A 21,286-nucleotide genomic window follows, 5' to 3' on the forward strand; every position below is an offset into this window, starting at 1 on the left:
TTTAGAATTGAAGCATTGACCCCACGGATAAATTCGGGGGTTCCTTTATCGGATACAGGTTTTTTATTTCTGGACGGATGAATCACGTGGCGGGTATCCTGGATGCTTGATTGTCAAACCGAGCGATCGGATCGAACACAACTTTGATAAGATGTAAGATTGACAACAAAATTTGCTATTGTGCGTCCGGGTAAAAACAATGAGCGATCGACCAATTATTCTCGGTATTGTCGGAGACAGCGCAGCGGGCAAAACCACCCTGACGCGGGGAATTGCCCAAGTATTGGGGCCAGAAAATGTCACTGTGATTTGCACTGACGACTATCATCGCTACGACAGAAAGCAGCGGGCAGAAATCGGAATCACAGCATTGCATCCCGACTGCAATTACCTCGACATCATGCAGCAACATCTCAGTCTGCTGCGTACCGGACAAGCAATTCTCAAACCCATCTACAACCACACCACAGGTACATTCGACCCACCGGAATACATCAAGCCCAGCAAATTTGTAATAGTAGAAGGTTTGCTGGGTTACGCAACCCGAACAATCCGCGATTCTTACGACGTAAAAGTGTATCTTGCTCCTCCCGAAGAGTTGCGAACTCAGTGGAAAGTTAAGCGCGATATCATGAAGCGCGGTTATACTGAAGAACAGGTGCTTGCAGAAATAAAAAAACGCGAACCAGACTCTGAAGACTTCATTCGTCCGCAGCGCAAATCGGCCGACGTTGTAGTTAGTTTTTACCCGCCCGAAGCGGATAATGAATCCAATTTGAGCGTGCGTTTAGTGCTCAGACCGACAATTCCTCACCCGGATTTTACTGAAATTTTAGGTCGAGGCAGCGAGAGTTTTAAACCTGCAATTCGCTTGGGACTCGATCGGGATATGGGCAAACCTGTTGACGTTTTGGAAGTAGACTCCCACGCTACCAGCGAGCAAGTAAACGAACTGGAAATGATGTTGTGTAGCGAGTTGCCGCACCTGCGGGGATTTTGTTCCGCCCAAGGCAACCCGGAAATTGGCAAACTGATCGGCACAACTGGCGAAGTTTTGCAAAGTTACCCGCTAGCTTTGACGCAGTTGCTAGTTGCATATCACATGATGAAAGCAATTCATGTCTATTAGTTAGTTGTTAGTTGGCAGTTGTTGGTTGGCAGTTGTTGGTTGTTATTGGTTATTGGTTATTGCAATGACCAATAACCAATAACCAATAACTAATGTACTCGCAAAGTCAGATTAGCATTAGCCAATTGCTGAATTGGCAGCGAGACTGGCAACTGACTTTGAGGTGCGGGCAGCATTTCGCCTCGGAAGTCAAGGAGGGTGACGAGCAGCAGGTAGGCAACTGCTAAAACTATAGAAATCACCCCAGTGATAATAGCAATAATTTTTGAACGATCCATATTCAGCAAATTTCAAGTGTAGCTAATATTAGTTTAACATTAAAAATAGCAATTATTACTTAACTTATGCAATAGAATATAATCAGGTGCTAGTTATTTCTCTGACAAAAATGGAACCTCTTGTAGATGCGCCAACTTCCACCGAGATGCCCAGAGCTACCCCAGTGGTGGAAACATTTAATCTGGGGAAGTTCTACCGTACCGGCTTTTGGATGAATGAAAAAATTGAATCGCTCAAAAATTGCACTCTGAGTGTCTCTGAGGGGGAAACTTTCGGGTTGTTAGGGCAAAATGGAGCTGGGAAAACTACGCTGCTGAAAACTTTGCTGGGTATAGTGCGGCCGACTTCTGGCAGGGCGCTGCTGTTGGGGAGGCCTTTGGGCGATCGCACTGTGAAGCAGCGAGTCGGCTATTTGCCTGAAAATCCCTATTTTTACGATTATCTCACGGGCTGGGAATTCTTGCAATTTGCGGCGGGGTTATTTCAAATTCCCTCCTCGATTCAGCGGCAGCGAATTCCGCATTTGCTAGACTTAGTTGGGCTATCTCAATCGGCGGCAAGAAAAAAACAGTTGCGCCAGTATTCTAAGGGAATGCTGCAACGGATCGGCATGGCTCAAGCTTTGATTAACAATCCAGATGTGGTATTTTTGGATGAGCCGATGTCTGGTTTAGATCCGATGGGGCGCTATCAGATGCGGGAGATAATTTTATCGCTGAAAAATCAAGGAAAAACAATTTTTTTTAATTCGCATATATTGTCTGATGTGGAGAAGATTTGCGATCGAGTGGCAATTTTGGCGAAGGGTGAGTTAATCTGCAGTGGTGCGATCGACGAACTCTTGGGTAATACTGAAACTTACCGGGTTGAAGGTAGGGGTGGCCACTTGAACATCCTGCAAAAATGGATACCGGATATGGAAGTTGATAATGATTTGTGGTACGGTCATTTGCAGGGCGATCCGAAGGAGTTTATTTCTAGTCTGAGTGGTACGGGAGGGCAGCTAATTGCCATGAATTTGGCTAAGCCTACTTTGGAAGAGTTTTTTATGCAGCAACTCCAAGAAAGAGGGATTTATTCTAGTGGTTGAAGTTAATAAAATCGGCGGTTGAAACCGGGCGGTTGAAACCGCGGCTACACAAACAAAGTCCGCCTTCGCGGACTATGGAAACGGGCAAGATGCCCGTTCCACAAGAGTTTAATTTTCTTGTGGGGAGTAGGGGTTGGGCATCTTGCCCGCCCCTGAAAGGCTAATGTTTTTTACCTCTGTTAACAATGGCAACTGTAGATTTCCACACACCAACTCTGCACAATTCCACTGCCGCAAATACTCACAAACTTCAGAAATAATCGCATTTGCTGCATCTAAATCTCCTGCTTGAGAAGCATGATAGTGCGCTCTGATTAGGGGCTTAATATCCTCGATTTCTTGCCATTCCGATTCCGGTTTGAGGGGAATGCTGATATAATAGTGATAGGCTTGGCGGTGGGCGGTACGGAGATTTTCAGGATTTTGATTTAGCAGGTACTCGCCCTTTTCTCGGACTAGGGGATGCAAGTGATAGGATTTGAGGTGGCGATCGTAATATAGCAATTGTCGGCGCTTGAGTGCCTGAATAATATTTTCTTTGAGTTCATACTTGCTAACTTCTGGCATTTGAGCGCTAATCCCTGCAAAAGATAGCGGGTATTCTGAGGTTTGGTAGACAGAAATTTGGCTGAGACAAGTTTGCTCGCCGTCGCTGAGACGGGCTATCATTTCATCAATTAATCTCTCAATATCTCGAATCAGCAACCAGTCTCTCTGGTGCAGAAAAATCCCGACATTTCCCTGAAACTCGGTATCGTCTCGAATCAAGGCTGCGACGAGTTGTAAGGCTTTGGGATGTCCAGAATAGCGATCGCACATTTCGGCTAATTCTTCTGGATTTGCAGTCAGATTAAAAGATTGCAAGAGGGCAACGGCGGCATCTTGATCCAATCCGTTTAGCTGGATTTCGCGGGTGACTGTTGACGGCAATTCGGCTAAGCTTTCGCGACTGGTGAAAATAATTTTGCTTTGATGTTCTGTTTCTAATAGTTGTTTGAATAACCAAGCATATTCGGCACAATCGTCTGCGAAATAACCAGCCGCTTTTGCCTCTCCAGCTTTCAAAAGTGTGTCGGCGCGATCGAAAACGAGCAAGCAAGGTTTTTCTCTGAGGATTTTGAGCAAACTTTCGGTTTTTTTGCCACAGTCATTTTGAGCAGTGACGGCTGCGGTAATGTCGCCGTTGGATAGGGTGAATAGCAGGGAGTCAATTGTGCGATCGCACGGGGGTGCTTTGCCTGTTGCTGATTGCAAGGATTGCCAAGCGGCGCAGGTGAAGGGAGTTTTTTCTGTGTGGAGTTGGCGAATTAGTTGGCTGACGAGGCTGGTTTTTCCGATGCCTGGTAATCCGACAATTGAGATGGCTATGGGAACCCCCCAGGGCGGGCACGGGGGCACCGCCCCTACAAGATGGGGTTCAACAATTAGGGTTTTTAAGGTGTCGATTTCTTTGGTGCGCTGTACCCAATTTCGGACGGGGGGTAAGTTTTCTGGGAGGGGGAAAGTGCGATCGGTTTGGTTGTCTTGGGGGATATCTGCGATCGCGGCGGCTAAAAGTGGTTCTGTTTTCTGAATTTTGTAGCCTTCAGCAATGTATTCCCAGTTTTCTATTTCTACCGCTTTGCAAATATTGATAAAGTTCTCTCGTCTAATTCCTATTTTCGCCCAAAACCGCTTTAAGGTAGCTGTTGAAACTAAAGCGGCAACACACCAAGTATCCTCAGTTTTATTCCATCCGAGATTGCGTCTTACCATGTCAATGATTTTTAGCCCTTCTTCGGATGCTCTGAGCAAGCCTGCCATTGGTACTCCTCTACGGAAACTCTGCCTTAGTAAAGAATGTTACACGATTTGGTGAGCCAAATGAGCCAAATGAGCCAAGTGAGCCTTTGATGTTGAGCCAAATGGTGAGCCGTTAAGCCTATACAGATTCAGGATTGTGGAGTATTGTGAAATGATGTGTTTGGTTGTCAGGTACGTTTGACGGTGCATCTGGCGGGCGATCGGGGATACAGCTTATCTGCTGTTGGGAGCAATGTAAAGTTTTATTACAAAAACTGGGCGAACTGCATAAAAAGCAGAGAAACGCCCTGATAGATATCTAGGAAAGCTTGCTAGGCGGGCTTTGCTGGTTTTGACGCAACTATATTTTTGAGGAGATGGGATTTATGAAGTTACTCACAGATGATGTGTTGTTGGGTAGTGCAGTGGATGCGGGTGCGATCGGGCCTCTGGAGGAAGAGATTAAGGGCGATCGAATCTTGTCCTATGGTTTGGATACCCGCAATGCTAGCCAGTTAGGGGCTAGTTCGTCTTTCATTTCGACCTTCGACGGACTAAGCGGACAAGTTGGAACGATCGATCCGTCAGCCAAATTCACCCAAATTGCTAGTACCTTCAGTTTCTCCGACATCGCTGTTTCTAAAGACGGGACGATTTTCGGAATTACGCCCACTCAGTTATTCAAAATCGATCCAGTATCGGGTTTAAGTTCATTTGTTGGCGGCCTTCCTGCGGGTGTCAACATGAATGCTCTAGAATTTGCCAATGATATCCTTTATGCGGCTGGGGATTCTAACTTATACGCGATTAATACCACTAATGCGGGAGTATATTTAATCGCTGACTTGGAATCTACTGGATTCAATAGCAGTGGGGACTTGGCATTTGATGCTCCGAATAATCGATTTTTAGCGACATCGAAGGGGGCGACAAGCGATAGTTTGTATGCGGTGTCTCTAACTGGTCAAGCAGCCAAAATTGGCGATATTGGCTTTAGTAATATTTTAGCCTTGATGTTTGAGGGCGAGAAACTTTTTGGTTTCACGGCGGATGGGGCGCGAATTGCGATCGATCCTGGAACAGGAGCGGGGGTTTTTGATACCCTTGTCAAAGGTATTAGCGATCGAATTGGGGGAGCATCTGGTATTCAAATTAAGAAAGGAGAGATACTGTCGAGCACTCCGGGAACAATTCTGTCAGCGGATACGATCGATGTGTTTTTGCCACCAGGTGGCGAAATTACTTTAGATATTACAGTCACAGTGCCTGGGGATGCTTCTAGTTCGACCACTCGCAGCGCATTAAGTGTTGAAAGTGTGGATACTGTGGCTGCTCAGATGCCAAGTTCTTCAACGGTTAGTGCAAGTGCGACAACTGACCAGCTTCCACTTGATGTTTTTCTACTGCAAGACCTTTCAATCTCGTTTGACAATGATTTACCTGTTGTCCAAAAGTTAGTTCCAAATTTAGTTAGTAGACTGCAAGGTATTCAACCTAACACCACATTTGGGGTTGGTTCCTTCATAGACAAGCCTATAAATCCCTTTGGTAACTCAGCAGATAGTGATTATGTCTACCGCACAAATCTGCCCCTAACTACAGATACGACAGCGCTACAGTCAACTGTAGATAATTTTATAATTCGCTCTGGCGGAGATCCCCGTGAAGCGCAACTGGAAGGACTACTGCAAACAGGACTTCGCAGTCAAAGTGAAATTGGTTTCCGTGACGATGCACGCCGTGTTGCTGTGGTGGCTACAGATGCACCGTTTCACCAGGCTGGAGATGGTAGTGAGGCAGAAATCACAAATCCCAATAACCTCGACACGATTCTTGATGGAAATCCGCCTGGCACTGGAGAAGACTATCCATCGGTTCCACAAGTTAGGGAAGCATTGATCAATGCTAATATTGTACCAGTTTTTGCTGTTACCAATGCTCAAATTGCCACTTACAGAGACTTGGTTGATAACAGTGATGGTGATGGATTAGGATTTGGTTCTGTTGTAGAGTTAGACTCGGATAGTTCAAATTTGGTGGATGCGATCGCCACAGGGTTAGACGTAGTTGGAAGAGAAATTAATGTTGTTCCAGTTAGCGACGATTTTGGTTATGTGAAGGAGATTACACCGCCTAAGTTTACTGACGTTTTGCCAGGACAAAAGCTGACTTTCAGGGTTAAGTTAAAGTCTGATGGTAAAGGTGGTGATGATACTTTGAACTTGCGGGCTCTTGGCTTTGGCGACACGAAGATTAATATTGTTACAGATCGAGTTCCCACGTCAGTCAACAACCCTCCCCCAGTCATACAAGGTTCTGTAACTGGTGAATTCAAATTATCGCTTGATGATCTTTCATTGCAACAGAATCTGGTAGCAACGGCTGGGGGTCTTCTTGGTGGTGCAATAGGAGTAACCTTTGTTAACCCATTAGCTGGACTTGCTACAGCGGTAGGAGCCGCTTATGCTGCTCCAAAACTCGCTGAAGGTGCCGGCTCTTTTCCTTATGGAGTCTTGGGTCGTACACAGTTTGAAATCACAGATCCCGACAATTTTTCTCCGAAAAAGCGCGAAATCGAGCTAAAACTGTTTAGCCCTACAGATAAGCAGCCATCTCCTTTTGAATCAGAAACTGAAACAGGAAAAACCTGGGTTGTTATTCACGGGTGGAATGATGGGTCAACGGGAAAATTACCCGAACTAGCAACAGCTTTAGCAAATGTCCGACCTAACGATCGAGTTTATTTCTTAAACTGGGAGCAAGCTTCTGTTAATGGTCGCATAAGTAATGATGATACAAACGATTTAGAGTCATCTCTAAGAGTAGGTAACTATTTTGCTGCGAAGTGGATTCGACCCGTTGCAGAATTTGTGGTCACGGAACTACTAGACAAATTAAAAATAGATTCTGTGGCTGCTAGCAAAAATCTAAACTTAATAGGTCATAGTCTGGGTTCATTAGTCAGCGGTGAAATCGGTCGCCTCTACAAAGATGGCTTTAAAGATGACAAAGGCAACGAAATAAAACCTAATGGAGTAGGTGTTAACACTATTGCTGCTTTAGATCCGCCATCGGAAAGCAGCATCGATCTCTTAACTCTTGGAGGTGTTGACTATGATTTAGATGGTCGAAATACTCAAGCAGATTCGCCCAATAACTTTAGTGAAGTCTCTAATTACTCTCTAGCACTTGTAGGATCACGAAGCCTTGCCGGAAATCAGCAACTTGCTGCCACTGCTGATGAGTCATTTCAGATTGATTTTGGTGGTTTGAGCGTGCCAGTAGATGAACACGGTCAAGTTGTTCAGACTTTCACAAACTTGCTGAATCAGACAAAAAAGGATCAGCCGTTAGGATTACTCCAGCAAGAAATTATCAAAGATAGAATCCTCACCGATCAAGGGCGTTTCAGTACAAAAAAAAATGCTTACTCTTACCCTACCAATCCTATAGATCCTAGATCCGAAAGACTTTTTGTCCATGAAGGAATTATGTCTGTTCAAGCACCCGATAGACCAATCTTTCTTGCTATTAAAGATACTAATTTAGCAAATGATGATATAGTCTACGGCAGTATTGATGATAACATAGGCGATCGCAAGCTAGACGGAAGTAATTTTGGTGGTCTTTTAGGGGTAACTGGTAACTCTATCTTTACAGGCTCAGGAAATGACAAAATATTTGGTGATACTGGTAATGATGAAATTAATGGCGACAGCGGAGATGATACGCTCATTGGTAGTTCAGGTAACGATACGCTGATAGGCGGTGATGGGTTATTGGATTCTGGAAAAGATGTACTTGAAGCCGGAAAGGGCAACGACTCAATAAGGGGTGGTGGCGATAATGACATACTCACTGGTGGAACAGGCTCAGACAAATTAGATGGTGGTGGTGGTGATGATGTCCTCTACGGCGGGACTGACAAAGAGCAAGACATACTAACTGGCGGTTTGGGTAATGATTCATTTCTTTTGGGTGCTGGCACTGGTTTGCCTATTACAGATGAATCCAATCGAGACAAGGTTGATATTATTGAGGACTTTCGTGCTGGTATTTTGTTAGGTTTTGGCCGAGGTGGCGACCCTCGCGGTATTAGTAGAATTGGATTGATAAATGGATTAAAAATAGGAGAAATAGCAGTACAAACATTTGGTGAGTTAGTCTTAAACGAAAAGACAGCGATTATTGCTAATGGTCAGTATTTGGCTGTTATCAAGGGTGGGTGGTTCAATAAGAATGATTTAAATCTTACTGAAATACCAAATTTAGTATTGTAACGGTTGCGGTCAGGTAGCTAAGTCGATCGCCCTTGACGACAAAAAGAGCGATCGCCCTCTAAAACAATCCCCACAACCACCGTCCTTAAATCCCAACCCTCTCACAGACCTTGAATCATGATTAAACTAAAATTCAAAATATTAGCAACACTAGCCCTAATCAGTGCAATTGGCATAGATTGTACCAGCCTAGTCAAACCAGCCACCGCACAAACCGCCGCATCTCTAGCCTATCATCTCAAACAAGCAGGCGCTAAGCTGTATGGCGCTTCTTGGTGTCCTTACACTCGAAGACAGGCGCAATTGTTCGGAGATTCCTTCAGCCAAGTTCAATACATTGAATGCTACCCCAATGGTAGAAATGGTGAATTTAATTCGCAGTGCCAGAGAGCCAGAGTTTTTACCTATCCTACATGGGTAATTGGTGCTCGCACGAATGATAGTATGATGTCTATTCAAGAACTAGCCAATTTTTCTAATTACGGTACACCTTCAAATACCAACGACCAAGTAAAAATATGCGACTATAAAGCTGACCTGATTTTTTATGAAAGAAATCCTCAAATGTTGGGTCGTAAAATTTCTAGTTCTCAATCTAATTTAGCCAATGAATGGTCAGGAATTAGAAGGAATATTCGGGGATGTCAGTAACGCACTAAAGCCTTAGAATAAGTATTGCAGGACTTATGCGCTCCGACCAAGAAACCGGGTTTTTACCGAATCTGTGGGCTTCGGCGAAGTATTTTCGCAAAAACCCGGTTTCTGGGCTCCATGCGTAAGTCATAATACAGATAAATTGCGTTTTTATCTATCCGCATTCATTCCGTTTATCTGTGGTTGCTAAAAAGAGCGATCGCCCTTCGCCCTCACAAATACTCTACCATTCCGACCATATCTTCCGGTGTGTAAATTTCATAGAGCAAAATCAACATTTCTATTACTTGTCCGATCGAACGACTCCCCTGTTTAAAATAAGCCACACCAGGATGATCCTTGCTCATACCAGCCATAACTAGAAAATCTCGATCCTGAGTGACAAGCACTCGCTGCTGTTGTTGAATAAACAACCACTGCTGCTCATCTATCTTAGTCCTTAATCCTGCTTCAACCGTTGTAGTCACATCAATGCCATAGAGACGTAACGCCCTAGCAATGTCACGATCGATATGCTCATCTAAATGAAACCTAATTCGCAGACTCACCTTTTAATTCCTTTATTTTTGCTTGCAACCTACCTGGATTTTGACGCATAAATTCATCCACAAAAGCATCATCTTCTGCCATTTCTATGTCAATTGCTTGGCGATGATCGTAATAATAAGCCATAGCGTCATAAACTGCTGCTACAAGCAGATCGTATTTAGTGGCAATTTCTAAAAGAGAATAACCCATTTTTAGGTGCATCACCATCACATCTTGTACGGCGATTCTAGTTCCAACAATCCGGGGTTTACCGCCTCGTATTCCCGGTGTCATTTCAATGTGTTCTACACTTACTGTTGTTGTCATGATTTTTTATTAGGTATGATTCAAAAATAATACTATTATAGCCAAAATAAAGATTTTTACAAGCTCGCTCGCTTGGAATTTGGAATAATAGCGATCGCCCTTAATCCCTCCCCATCCATCCGCCTTCATCTTCGGTTGCTAAAAAGTACGTGAAGCGAAGCTATCCCGAAGGGAATCGCCCTTACGACAAAAAGTGCGATCGCCTTTCCCCCATCCACATCCATCGGCGTTCATCTGCGGTTGCTAAAAAGAGCGATCGGCCTTACGACCAAAAGTGCGATCGCCCTTCATCCATGATAAAATTAAATCACAGCAGTGAAAGCTAACTCGCATAAATGACCGACGAAACTCGACGAGAAATAGCGAGACGACTAGCTAGAGAACTAGCATCAAGGAAAGTCATCTCACCCATAACACCCGGACAAGGCTTTCAAACTTTTGGTGAATTTAAAAGAACGATCGGGGTGGCAGGAGCGGGGTTAGCGTGGCATCATATAGTTGGGCAAACAACATCAAACTTACAACGATTTGGGGCAGAAGCAATACACAATACAGGCAATCTCGTCCGGCTAGAACACGGTACTGGGTCAATTCATCAGGAAATTACCAATTTCTACAACTCCGTCCAACCTTAATTAACAGGTACGAATACTCTAACCGTGAGAGGGTGGCTCAGCACTCAATCTTTTGCAGAACAACAAGACTTTGGCATTAGAGTTATTATAGCTTTCGGAGGAACAGTTTAATGCTGACTCTAGATATCCAATCAATCCTCAATTCTATTCCCAATGAAATTAGCTGGCAAGACATCGTACAGTTTGAAAATCTAGACGCTCGTGTTAGCATTGCTAATGACCTTTGTGCTAACATTATTGGTGTCAATGAAAGTACGATCGAATTGTGTCCCAATGAAAATCCTCCCGATCGTTTAGAACAACTGGTTTGGTGGTGGGTTGTGCGTCCAGATTTAGGAGCGGCGATTGCCAAAGAAGCTCCTCAAGAACTCAAAAATATTATCAGTCAATACATTCTGCAAAATTGACAAAAACCAGCGCTCATCTGTGGTTAGAAAAAGAGCGATCGCCCTTAAAATCCGAATAGACAAACAACATCTAATTTGTTATAATTAAGTAAAACTCAACCAACCGAGTTTTACCCAACTTTATAATAGCTGAAAGATATGTTTTGGATTTTGAAAAACTTAATCAGCACAGATCCACAAGGACACCTCAGTTTAAAGCTCGAACCCAAGTCAACAGAGTATCGCGTTCTCGTCAACGAAGCCGGACAAATTTTATTAGACCCAATAGCCAACATACCCGATCGCACTTCATCGGGTTCTGAGATATCGCTGTTAAAATAGAAGCATCATTCCCTCATAACTCATCTCACCATAAAAGTGTATGAAAATAGAAGACTATCCACTGGCTAAAGAATTGATATTCGATGCCGAAGGCAACATTAGTCAAGTTATTCTAGATTATACCGACTATCAGTATTTCCTAGAAGCGATCGAAGATAAAGGACTTCTCCAGGCTATGCGCGAAGTAAAAAATGAAAACCCGTTAAATTTAGAGCAAGCACTTGCAGAACTGGAAACTGAATGAAAGTCGAATATCTACCCAGTTTTTTGAAAGATTTAAAAGCTCTTAAAAGTACGCCTGTGTTTGAGTAAATCAAGGATTTTGCTTTTGCGGAAATTCCAAATAGTAATGATTTACAAACAAGTGTTAACTTAAAAAAATTGAAAGGTGAGGATAATGCGTATCGGCTTCGGGTTGGAGACTATCGAATAGGTTTTTATTTTGATGGCAAAACTGTTACTTTTGCCAGGGTGCTTCACCGGAAAGATATTTATCGCTACTTTCCACCATAAAGCTGTTTTTACTATGGCAGAATGTTTTGGGCAACTTGTCCTTGTCCTTTGAAATAGTAAATTAATGTATTTGTATCCAAAATGTACATCTAAAAGCTCTCCCGCCAGATGTCTTCCCCCGACTCCGCACGAATCGATTCCAGAGTAGGAAAGTCTTCTGCCCATGTTCCAGCTAGGGAATAAACCAATTCTGTCGAAGGAGTTAAAGAATCTACTGTGTCGGTGGATTGGTTATCATTCAGGTACTTGGCACGAATCAACTCAGCGAAAGTGAGAATTTCGCTAGCTTGGTTTTTGGGAAGGGTTTTAACGATCGCGTAAATCTGTTCAATGATAGTCATAATCGGGTGAGAAATCAACAGTCGTTAAATTTTATTTTAGCAATAGCGATCGGCTTTTTCGTGTCAGTTTTCATCTGGGTTTCAAAAAGAGCGATCGCCCATTCCTACTTTTTCCAAAACTCACTGCGCCAAAACTTCCCTAATCCTTTCCCGAAACAAACGCACCGCTGCCCTTTGTCCAATACTTTTACTTTGTTCTATCAAACCAGGAATTTCGGCGATCGGCAAAAACGGAAAAGCCAGACTATTCTCCCTCTCTTCGTAATTACCCTCAACCAATTGATACACTTGAAGACATAGATTGCGATATCTCCAGATTTCAGGAACCCCCAGAGAAGCATAAATTGAGAACTTATTCAAAGAAGAACTCGTGTAGTCTGATTCGACTACCAAATCCGGTGGCGGATCGGCAGGTAAATTAATTTCATCTTTATCTCTAACTAAAGATTCATTTTGAATGTAAAAACAAGTATCCGGTTCAATAGCACGAGTTAAATCTTCCCGTTCCAGAGTCAACGCACCGAGGCTCATAGCTTCAATTTCTAACTCATCTGCTAAAGCTCCAATAAATAGTTCCAGCATGACTTTAGGTCTTTCATGTTTCGGTAATGGCATTCTGATTTCTAAAACTCCTTCAGCATAAGCAATTCTCCACGCTCTACCGTCGCCGACATCAGACATTATCGCTTTAAATGTTGACCATTTAATGCCTGTCAAAGTAATTAGTTTTTCCTCGCTACTTTGTATAGGAGGAGTCAATGTGGTTGTTACCATAGCAGGTATAATTAGTTAAGCTTTGATTGATTTTAACACACCCTTCTCCCATCTGCATCCACTGTGGCACGGGCAGGACGCCTGCTATGGAAGTGACTCATTTCCACTGTGGCACGGGCGAGACGCCCGTGCTATGGAAGCAGTTAAAAAAAGTGCGATCGCCCTTAACAAAAAAAGTGCGATCGCCCCTTTCAATTCCTAACCAGAAATCACCTCATTCAAAAGATGAGCCTGAGAACCCTCAAGCCGAGGCCCATGAATCTGCACCACCCTAGAAGCCAAGAAATTGCCCCAGCGAGCCGCTTGTGTAGAACTTAAACCGTTAGTAATTCCAAACAAAACACCCCCCGCAAAAGCATCCCCAGCACCCACAGTATCGATCGCCTTTACCGGAAATCCAGCCACATCAACAATCTGTTTGTTCTCCACCACCATGCAGCCTTTATCCCCATTAGTGATAAAAGCCAAATCCGAAATATCGCTCATTTTCCGAGCGCACTCTTCCAGAGATTCCTCCTTAAAAAAGCTCCGAACTTCATCAGCATTGCAAAAAATTACATCGCAATATTCCGAAACCACCTTGTGAAAATCATCAGCAAATCGATCGACCAAAAAGCCATCCGAAAAAGTAAAAGCCACCTTCACGCCCAGACGCTTAGACTGTTCCATCGTCTCAATGCTAGCCTTTCTAGGGTCTGGAGCATCCCAAAGATAACCCTCAACATAACTGTACTTGCAGTGAGCCAGTCGATCGACATCAATATCAGTCGTCGCCAGAGTAGTAGAAACACCCAGATTAGTACACATCGTGCGTTCCGCATCCGGCGTAGTCAGCACAACACAAGTACCAGTCGGCTCCTTCGACTCAGCAGCAGGATGCACGTTAAAATCAATCCCCGCCGCCAGCAAATCTTGCCGATAAAATTCGCCGTTAGTATCCTTAGCAACCTTCCCCGAATAATACGCTTTACCGCCGCTCTGAGCCAAACCAATCATCGTATTTGCCGCCGAACCGCCCGATCGCATTTGCAGCGAATTGTGTTCTAAATCGTGCAAAATCCCCCCCTGCGTTTCCGAATTCATCAGCGTCATCCCGCCGCGATTCAGCCCGTGGCCGAGTACAAATTCATCTTCCACCAATGCTAGGATGTCTACAAGGGCATTGCCTACGCCAAACACATCCACTGAACCAGATTCTTGATTATTTTCTGTCATCGCTGCTGTTTTTTACACTAACTATCAACTCTATAATAAATCGGATTAAAGTCAACATCCCCACTCCCAATCTAAACTCCCCAACTTAAAATCTAAAATTCACAATCCAAAATCCCCAATCTAAAATCTAAAATCTAAAATCCAAAATCTAAAATCGCTATGACTTGTCTCCCACCTTTGATTCAGCAAATGTTGCAGCCCGGTTTTTACCCGCACGGGGTGACAGAACCAGTGCAGCTAATTCAGACTCACGCTTCCTTTGTCCTGCTGACAGGAGATTATACTTACAAAATCAAGAAACCAGTCAATTTTGGCTTTTTGGACTATTCAACTTTAGAGAAACGGCAGCATTTCTGCAACGAAGAATTGCTGCTGAACCGACGCACTGCACCGGAAATTTATCTAGAAGTTTTGCCAATTCTTAAAAGGGGCGATTCTTTTCACTTTGGCAGGAGCTTACCTGCTATAACTCCGGCTGAAGTTGCTGTAGAATATGTGCTGAAAATGCGAGAATTTACTCAAGATTCGCTGTTGCTCAGTTTGTTGGAACGCGGACTGTTGACCGAGCAAATTATGGCAGACTTAGGGCGGGAGGTTGCCAATTTTCACAGCAGGGCAATTAGTAATAGCTACATTCGCAGATTTGGCGAAGTCAGTCAGATTCGCACAGCAATAAACAACAATTACCGGATTTCGGAAAAATATATCGGCGGGCCGCAAACTCAGACACAGTATCAGGAAAATAAAGATTATACTGATGCATTTTTTGCGAATAATAAAGAGTTATTCAACCTACGGATAGCCAATAATAAAATTCGCGAGTGTCACGGAGATTTGCACTTGCGGAATATAGCATTGTGGCCAGATAAAATATTGCTGTTCGACTGCATTGAATTTAACGAGCCTTTCCGCTTTGTTGATGTCATGTACGATATCGCTTTTACAGTAATGGATTTGGAATCGCGGGGGCGCAGAGACTTAGGCAATGCTTTTCTCAATACTTATATCGAAGAAACAGGGGATTGGGAAGGACTGCAACTGTTGCCTTTGTATTTGAGTCGTCAAGCTTATGTTAGAGCGAAAGTAACTTCGTTAATGTTGGACGATCCCGCTATTTCAACAGCTCAAAAAGCAGATATTTCACAGACAGCAGCTCATTACTATAAACTGGCTTGGGAATACACAAAACCGCGCCGGGGAAAGTTAACTTTGATGTCTGGTTTGTCGGGTTCTGGCAAGAGTACAGCAGCTCGATATTTGGCTCGCCACACAGGGGCAATTCACATTCGATCCGATGCTGTTCGGAAACATTTAGGCGGCATTCCTTTAAATGAACGCGGGGGGCAAGATTTGTACTCGGATGAAATGACGGCACAGACTTATGGTAGATTGTTAGAGTTGGGGATAATTCTGGCTGACCGAGGTTGGGATGTGATTTTAGATGCAAAGTTCGATCGCCAAAACTTGAGAACCGATGCGATTAATCAGGCTCAATCCCACGGCTTACCCCTGCAAATCATTTACTGCACCGCACCAATTGAAGTATTGCGAGAACGACTGCAACAGCGCTGCGGCGATATTGCGGACGCGACGGCAGAACTATTGAGCTCGCAGCAAGCAGCTTTTGAAGCTTTTACAGAATTAGAGCAAATTTCTGTAAAGATTGTAGATACCCTGCAAGACTTAGAGGTACAATTAAACGAGATTTGTGGGGAGTAGTTGCAGTTCGATCGCCCTTGGCAATTTGATTGTCTGCTAATATTGTAAATATCTTTCTGTTTTATTACAAAAAAAAGTTGCAGCTTATGCCAAAATTTACCGGAGACTCCAAGGGCTTTAGCCCCGCGCTGATATGGTTTGTGTTGTTTACCGTTGGGTTTCGCTTAGTAGGATCTACGCTGCCCCTGAGTCTTGGCCTTGGTGTCATTGGTGGCGTGGCAGCAGGTTTAATTGTCGCTTGGTGGCACAACGAATTACTACTCAACCCGAATGTAAATTCCAAGGACAAAACCTCGGATGCTATCCTCAATAAAGAAGTAGTGCAAACGGACGCCCATAAATATAGCAAAACCTCTAGGGGTGATGCTGCTACATTTTTTGGCTGGTTATCTGGACCAGAGGATCGTCGCTAGCTTTAGTTATTAGTCATTAGTGATTAGTCATTAGTTAACAGTTAACAGTCACTAATGCCCTGGGCCCAATACCCAATACTTCGGCTACGCGAGCTTACAAGTTCCCAATGCCAAATTCCCAAGTGAATGTTTGTATTTCTATCGAAACTCCTGCCGCTGTTTATTTATCCTTTGGGGTTGAGTTGCCTGTTAATGATGGCGGCTTTAATCACACTTTGGAAGCGTCCCAAATGGGCGGCGGCCCCAATTGCTGCGGCTCTAATTATTTTACTCCTCGGAAGTAGCGGTTGGGTTTCAAAATCGTTAGTTCGATCGCTCGAATGGCAAAACTTACCAACCGCCGAACTCCCCCAAGCTGAAGCGATTATCGTCTTGGGTGGCGGTGTCAAAGCAGCTTTACCTCCCCGTCCTTGGGTAGAATTAGCGGAAGCGGGCGATCGAATAATCTACGGTTCCCGACTTTACCGGCAAGGCAAAGCTTCCTGGTTAATTCTCAGCGGCGGTAGAGTAGATTGGAAAGGCGGGGGCTCTCCCGAATCGGCAGACATGGCAGAAATTGCCCAAACAATTGGTGTACCGGCATCAGCAATTCTGCAAGACCCCGATTCACACAACACTTATCAAAATGCCGTCAACGTGCGGAAAATTTTAGATGCTAAAGCTATAAAAGGGCCGGTTTTGCTAGTGACATCGGCTATGCACATGACCCGATCGCTCTTAATTTTCCAGCGTCAGGGAATAAAAGCAATTGCCGCACCCACAGACTTTCAAATAACGCAGCAGGATATCGCAGCCTCCGAAAGCAATTGGCAAGCAGTCGCCTTGGATTTATTGCCGGACACCTATCAGTTAAACCAGTCAACTAAAGCTTTGAAAGAATACATCGGCTTAATCGTTTATCGTCTGCGGGGATGGCTTTAACAGAATTTTAGATTTTAAATTTTAGATTTTAGATTGAAGAATTTAAACCAATATTCAATCCGGTTGCATCCCAATTATAGGGGCAGGTTTATATAATTTGTCTATACTTATCAAATATCTGGGCGAACCGGCCCCTACAAAACTTCATCAGATAAGATTCTAAATCAAACGGATACGATCTAAAATCTAAAATCTAAAACCTAAAATCTAAAACCTAAAATCTAAAACCTAAAATCTAAAATCTAAAATCTAAAATCTAAAATCGATTGAGTGTGTTAGCTTAAAGTCATTACAGCCAATATTAGCCACCGTCGCCCCCAAACAATCATGCTGCCCCACGAGTTGCAAAACATTGCCCCAGAACCGACTCCCGCGGCCGAAATTTTTCAGAGACACCAAATTGTCCGCGAGTTTTACGACGAAATTAAGTACCGTCAAGAACTAGAACTTCACTGCCAGTGGTATTACGCTACAGCAAAGCAGCATCAGCAGGAATTGCAGAAAATGCAGGGAGATTGGAATATTTTAGGTTGGTTCAGCCGCAGACGGTCGAAAAATTAAGCGTTAAATAAATTACGAATATTAACTTAATCACACTTTAAAAAACTGAAGCCCAAGATCCCGACTTCTTAAAGAAGTCGGGGATCAAACAGCTAGACTTCAGAAGAGATCAATTCAACCTCATCTTCTTTGAAATGAGCTTTAAATTTTTTGTCAAACTGAACTAGAACCGGCCAATTGGCACTTACAGGTCTGCCCTGCCATTCCTGAACGATCGCCACGACTTCTCCTTCCATACCCTTAATATCAAATGGTTGACTGCGATTTTCAGGATGGTGGTAGACAACAACAGAGTTTTTAATGCAAACGCGATCGCCAACTTTCATAAATTTAAACTTAGTGTTCTTTCTTCCAAACTCTACAAAGCGCGAAAGTGCAGAACACTTGTACGCTTTGGGGACAGTCTTTTTATCTTCCCACATAAGTAGAGCGAAAACTTAAACAAAATTGGCGGTTCTCTGTCGGTGCTTGGATCGCCAGCCAAGATCGGCATGGAGGCATCCAGGCCGATCTATTCTCGGTTGAACCCGCAGGCCCGATCGGCCTTTCAAGCTTGATCGGGCGGATTCTCAAGGGCGGGAATTGATGCAGGCTAATCGGGAAACGATTAACTTAACTGATTTAACCAACACTCAACATCAACAGCCAAGGTTTGACCCAACTCCAGCAACTGCCGGATCGAAGACAACTCCCAGCCGCCGCCTGAACCCGCAATCTCCAAGGCAACAGCAGCCACCGCATTTTCGCCCGCCGAGGCCTCTTGCCGTTGCAGCCAGCCCAAACACAGAGGCACAATTTGACTGTACAGAGAATCGAAATACAGTTCCTGCGATTTGTCCAAGCACAAACCCAGACTCAGCCGATCGCCCACAGCAATCAAACGCTCGATCGTGCGGATCTCAGCTTCCAACTGGACAGGCGAGCGATCCTCCACACCCGATCCTGCTTGCAGCAGCCTGTCTAGCGATCGCCAAACCATCTTTTCCAAAATTTCCTTGACTTCGGGAACGTTCAACCGACAGCGGAGATGGCCGGCTTCAGTGGCGATCGCCTCAATTTCGGCCAGCAGCGGTTCCACATCCTCGGTTTCCAATTCCAGGGCCTTGGCCGCCGTCAAACAGCGATGTCCCAAAGCCACCTCAGCAGCCACCTGCAACTCTACCGGCACCGGCAACTCGTCGCGGTGGAACGCCATCATCACCCCGTAATTTTCGCGGTAAACCTGAGTGTAAAGCTGATCCAACCGAGTCAAATTTTCCTGACTCAGCAACTGCACGATCCGGTGGCGTTCCTCAGCGAATAAATCCCGCAAGCTAAAGGACTGATCCCCAAACAGCCGCACCATTTCCAGAATCGCGTGGGCTGCCGAAGCTTCTTGCATAACTCCAAACAGCCGCTCTTTGAGCATAGTGTACGATCGGCGGCTGCCAAAAGGCTGAATGCAGCAGTGGAAGTCCCAGCCGCCGAGGTGCAACGCAGCAAACACAAAAACCTCTGTTTCCCGCGTAATTTCCGAGGTTAACTGCAATTGACCCACAGCCAGAGTCATCGAGCCCATGCGCTGAATTTGGAAATCTTCCTGCTGGGCCTGATAGCAGTAAACTCGCTGTTCGCGGGGATATTTGGCAAACAGAGAACTGATCGCGTAGTGGGCGGCCACCTGTTTGAGACTAATTTGGGCTGTTACCACGAGTTTGCGGTAAACTTCGGCCCCTGTTTGGAAATACTCAACGTTGCTGGGTACGAGGGCTAGTCGATCGACAAAATCCTTTTCTAGCTGCACCCCGGTAACTTCCCCCGCCAATTCGAGCGCCCGGGCCGCGTAGCGCAGAATTTGCACGCCTTCTGGCCGCGAGATTTCTTCAAAAAACCAGCCGCAGCTAGTGAACATTAACAGGGTGTGGCGCTGCATTTCCAGCAGTCGCAGGGCGTCCACCTGTTCTCCGGCATCGAGGGGGCGCACTTGATGGCGTTGGAGGAAACTGTCAACATTACTGGGGGATCGATCCCGGATCACCTCAATATATTCATCTCTGGCTTTCCAGGGATCGCACAACAGCTTGCGCCCTGCTTCTTCGTAAATCGGAATCAGTCGATCGCGCAGCCAATTGAGAGTATCCCGCAGAGGGCGGCGCCATTTGAGGTGCCATCCGCCGCCACCACCGCAGCCGCAATCATCTTGCCAGCGATCGACCCCGTGAGAGCAACTCCAGGCCGTCACAGGTTTGAGTTCAACTTCCCAAGCGCTCGGATTTTGACTTAAATAATGAGCAAAATTCGTCACCGTCCAACCGCGGCGGGGAAACTCTTCTGTGAAGGCGTAGGCGAGGCATTTTTCCGTACTGTTTTTGTGGTGGCCGAAAGTTTCGCCGTCCGTCGCCACGCAGATTAATTGAGCCTGTCTGTGGTCTCCCCGCACTGCTTGACCCAAGCGCCCGGCCAAGTGGTGGCTGCTGCTGAGAACGTCATTGAAGCCCATATCCCGCGAGATCGGGCCATCGTAGAAAAAGATATCGATGTAGGGAGTGTTGGTAGTTGGGGCTGCAGAATTTTGGGAGTGCCCGCGCCCAAAATAGTGAGTGCTCAGCGGCGAGAGTTGGTGGTCAGCCATCAACCGCATTTCCGGTTTCAAATAGCAGCGGTACGGGCGAGTCGGATCGATTTGACCCCCGCCGACTTCGTGCCATTCGGAATTTTCCGCTGGTTCCCCTTCTTGGTTTTGCCCGATTAGCGGGCGGCAGCGTTCGGCTTGGGAGGGGGCTAAGACAATGAAGCGGATGCCTTCAGCGACTAAAACTTCGAGGGTGGCGTAGTCTACGGCGGTTTCGGCGAGCCACATTCCTTCGGGATCGCGATCGAACCGGGAGCGAAAATCTGCGATCCCCCAGCGAATTTGGGTGTATTTGTCTCGCTCGTTAGCGAGGGGCATGATGATGTGATTGTAGACTTGGGCGATCGCGTTGCCGTGACCGTTGAGTCGCTGACAGCTTTTGCGATCGGCTTCCAGAATCCGCTGGTAGACTTCCGGGTCGTAGCGTTCCAGCCAGCTCATCAGGGTCGGCCCGATGTTGAAGCTCATATACTCGTAGTTGTTGACGATCCCCGCGACTTCGCCCCGATCGTTGAGTATGCGGGCAAAGGCGTTCGGGCGGTAGCACTCGTTGTCAATGCGTTCGTTCCAGTCGTGGGCGGGAGAGGCGCTGGCTTGGCGTTCGATCGCGTCCAGGTAAGGGTTTTCCCGGGGTGGCTGGTAAAAGTGACCGTGAACCGTCACGCACACCCCAGTTGCAGTCGCCGCACTGCTTTGGGTTGCAGCCGTTACGGTTGGCGAAGACAAAGGTAGCACATCGGATTGAGTAGTAGAAATCGAAACCATGCGATCGAATCCTCAAGTAGT

At 45.4% G+C, this 21,286-nt stretch carries 24 protein-coding genes; 15 read left to right on the top strand and 9 right to left on the bottom strand.

Annotated features, from left to right (window positions below; translation table 11 throughout):
- Positions 1–199 precede the first annotated feature (199 nt).
- Positions 200–1,129, top strand: coding sequence for a phosphoribulokinase (locus QUB10_RS14810; protein ID WP_333083222.1), 930 nt, complete (start codon positions 200–202; stop codon positions 1,127–1,129).
- Between the two features lie 89 nt (positions 1,130–1,218).
- On the opposite strand, the gene QUB10_RS14815 is transcribed toward QUB10_RS14810, so the two are convergent.
- Positions 1,219–1,407, bottom strand: a complete 189-nt coding sequence (locus QUB10_RS14815; protein ID WP_333203220.1) for a hypothetical protein — start codon at positions 1,405–1,407, stop codon at positions 1,219–1,221.
- Between the two features lie 110 nt (positions 1,408–1,517).
- Between QUB10_RS14815 and QUB10_RS14820 the strand changes: the two genes are divergently transcribed.
- On the top strand, positions 1,518–2,498 hold the full coding sequence (locus QUB10_RS14820; RefSeq protein ID WP_333203222.1) for an ABC transporter ATP-binding protein: 981 nt from the start codon (positions 1,518–1,520) through the stop codon (positions 2,496–2,498).
- A 108-nt stretch (positions 2,499–2,606) separates the two neighbouring features.
- Here the strand turns inward: QUB10_RS14820 and QUB10_RS14825 are convergent, their stop codons facing one another.
- The gene (locus QUB10_RS14825) at positions 2,607–4,301 is read right to left on the bottom strand and encodes an NB-ARC domain-containing protein (RefSeq protein WP_333203224.1); all 1,695 of its coding nucleotides are present in this window, start codon (positions 4,299–4,301) and stop codon (positions 2,607–2,609) included.
- Positions 4,302–4,666: 365 nt separating this feature from the next.
- Here QUB10_RS14825 and QUB10_RS14830 point away from each other — a divergent pair, with 365 nt between their 5' ends.
- Positions 4,667–8,560 (top strand): hypothetical protein, encoded by a 3,894-nt coding sequence (locus tag QUB10_RS14830; RefSeq protein ID WP_333203226.1) that lies wholly within the window; start codon positions 4,667–4,669, stop codon positions 8,558–8,560.
- Positions 8,561–8,677: 117 nt separating this feature from the next.
- Entirely contained in the window at positions 8,678–9,211 is a 534-nt protein-coding gene (locus QUB10_RS14835) for a hypothetical protein (protein ID WP_333203228.1), read from the top strand.
- A 215-nt stretch (positions 9,212–9,426) separates the two neighbouring features.
- Here QUB10_RS14835 and QUB10_RS14840 read toward each other — a convergent pair whose 3' ends face one another.
- Positions 9,427–9,762, bottom strand: a complete 336-nt coding sequence (locus tag QUB10_RS14840) for a DUF5615 family PIN-like protein (protein WP_333155409.1) — start codon at positions 9,760–9,762, stop codon at positions 9,427–9,429.
- On the bottom strand, positions 9,746–10,069 hold the full coding sequence (locus QUB10_RS14845; protein ID WP_333203230.1) for a DUF433 domain-containing protein: 324 nt from the start codon (positions 10,067–10,069) through the stop codon (positions 9,746–9,748). The genes QUB10_RS14840 and QUB10_RS14845 overlap by 17 nt, the downstream gene beginning before the upstream one ends.
- A gap of 149 nt (positions 10,070–10,218) precedes the next feature.
- Between QUB10_RS14845 and QUB10_RS14850 the strand changes: the two genes are divergently transcribed.
- The 6 genes from QUB10_RS14850 to QUB10_RS34240 all read left to right on the top strand — a co-directional run bounded on the left by QUB10_RS14850 (position 10,219) and on the right by QUB10_RS34240 (position 11,945).
- The gene (locus QUB10_RS14850) at positions 10,219–10,395 is read left to right on the top strand and encodes a hypothetical protein (RefSeq protein ID WP_333203232.1); all 177 of its coding nucleotides are present in this window, start codon (positions 10,219–10,221) and stop codon (positions 10,393–10,395) included.
- Between the two features lie 9 nt (positions 10,396–10,404).
- Positions 10,405–10,704, top strand: coding sequence for a hypothetical protein (locus QUB10_RS14855; RefSeq protein ID WP_333203233.1), 300 nt, complete (start codon positions 10,405–10,407; stop codon positions 10,702–10,704).
- 110 nt (positions 10,705–10,814) lie between these two features.
- Entirely contained in the window at positions 10,815–11,111 is a 297-nt protein-coding gene (locus QUB10_RS14860) for a hypothetical protein (RefSeq protein ID WP_333138225.1), read from the top strand.
- 138 nt (positions 11,112–11,249) lie between these two features.
- Positions 11,250–11,432, top strand: a complete 183-nt coding sequence (locus QUB10_RS14865; RefSeq protein WP_333155414.1) for a hypothetical protein — start codon at positions 11,250–11,252, stop codon at positions 11,430–11,432.
- A gap of 40 nt (positions 11,433–11,472) precedes the next feature.
- Positions 11,473–11,676 (top strand): hypothetical protein, encoded by a 204-nt coding sequence (locus QUB10_RS14870; RefSeq protein ID WP_333155416.1) that lies wholly within the window; start codon positions 11,473–11,475, stop codon positions 11,674–11,676.
- 137 nt (positions 11,677–11,813) lie between these two features.
- Entirely contained in the window at positions 11,814–11,945 is a 132-nt protein-coding gene (locus QUB10_RS34240) for a type II toxin-antitoxin system RelE family toxin (protein ID WP_445300769.1), read from the top strand.
- Between the two features lie 89 nt (positions 11,946–12,034).
- On the opposite strand, the gene QUB10_RS14875 is transcribed toward QUB10_RS34240, so the two are convergent.
- A complete protein-coding gene (locus tag QUB10_RS14875) occupies positions 12,035–12,286 on the bottom strand; it encodes a DUF2281 domain-containing protein (protein WP_333203235.1) in 252 nt (83 codons plus the stop codon).
- Between the two features lie 120 nt (positions 12,287–12,406).
- On the bottom strand, positions 12,407–13,060 hold the full coding sequence (locus QUB10_RS14880; RefSeq protein WP_333155421.1) for a Uma2 family endonuclease: 654 nt from the start codon (positions 13,058–13,060) through the stop codon (positions 12,407–12,409).
- 22 nt (positions 13,061–13,082) lie between these two features.
- Between QUB10_RS14880 and QUB10_RS14885 the strand changes: the two genes are divergently transcribed.
- Positions 13,083–13,262 (top strand): hypothetical protein, encoded by a 180-nt coding sequence (locus tag QUB10_RS14885; RefSeq protein WP_333155422.1) that lies wholly within the window; start codon positions 13,083–13,085, stop codon positions 13,260–13,262.
- Here QUB10_RS14885 and QUB10_RS14890 read toward each other — a convergent pair.
- A complete protein-coding gene (locus QUB10_RS14890; protein ID WP_333203237.1) occupies positions 13,259–14,275 on the bottom strand; it encodes an adenosine kinase in 1,017 nt (338 codons plus the stop codon). The two genes, QUB10_RS14885 and QUB10_RS14890, sit on opposite strands and share 4 nt — an antisense overlap.
- A gap of 159 nt (positions 14,276–14,434) precedes the next feature.
- On the opposite strand from QUB10_RS14890, the gene QUB10_RS14895 reads away from it, so the two are divergent.
- The 4 genes from QUB10_RS14895 to QUB10_RS14910 all read left to right on the top strand — a co-directional run bounded on the left by QUB10_RS14895 (position 14,435) and on the right by QUB10_RS14910 (position 17,889).
- Positions 14,435–15,994: an AAA family ATPase gene (locus QUB10_RS14895; RefSeq protein WP_333203239.1), complete on the top strand. Its 1,560-nt coding sequence runs from the start codon at positions 14,435–14,437 to the stop codon at positions 15,992–15,994.
- Between the two features lie 29 nt (positions 15,995–16,023).
- On the top strand, positions 16,024–16,407 hold the full coding sequence (locus QUB10_RS14900; protein WP_333155427.1) for a hypothetical protein: 384 nt from the start codon (positions 16,024–16,026) through the stop codon (positions 16,405–16,407).
- A gap of 126 nt (positions 16,408–16,533) precedes the next feature.
- On the top strand, positions 16,534–17,328 hold the full coding sequence (locus QUB10_RS14905) for a YdcF family protein (protein ID WP_333155429.1): 795 nt from the start codon (positions 16,534–16,536) through the stop codon (positions 17,326–17,328).
- A gap of 327 nt (positions 17,329–17,655) precedes the next feature.
- Positions 17,656–17,889 carry a hypothetical protein gene (locus QUB10_RS14910; protein ID WP_333035767.1) on the top strand — a complete coding sequence of 78 codons (234 nt, stop codon included), beginning with the start codon at positions 17,656–17,658 and terminating at the stop codon, positions 17,887–17,889.
- A 92-nt stretch (positions 17,890–17,981) separates the two neighbouring features.
- Here QUB10_RS14910 and QUB10_RS14915 read toward each other — a convergent pair whose 3' ends face one another.
- Positions 17,982–18,215 (bottom strand): ferredoxin-thioredoxin reductase variable chain, encoded by a 234-nt coding sequence (locus QUB10_RS14915; protein ID WP_333203241.1) that lies wholly within the window; start codon positions 18,213–18,215, stop codon positions 17,982–17,984.
- Between the two features lie 281 nt (positions 18,216–18,496).
- Positions 18,497–21,265: a DUF3536 domain-containing protein gene (locus QUB10_RS14920; protein ID WP_333203243.1), complete on the bottom strand. Its 2,769-nt coding sequence runs from the start codon at positions 21,263–21,265 to the stop codon at positions 18,497–18,499.
- Positions 21,266–21,286: the final 21 nt, after the last annotated feature.

The sequence above is a fragment of the Microcoleus sp. B5-D4 genome, from assembly GCF_036705145.1.
Lineage (GTDB): Bacteria > Cyanobacteriota > Cyanobacteriia > Cyanobacteriales > Microcoleaceae > Microcoleus.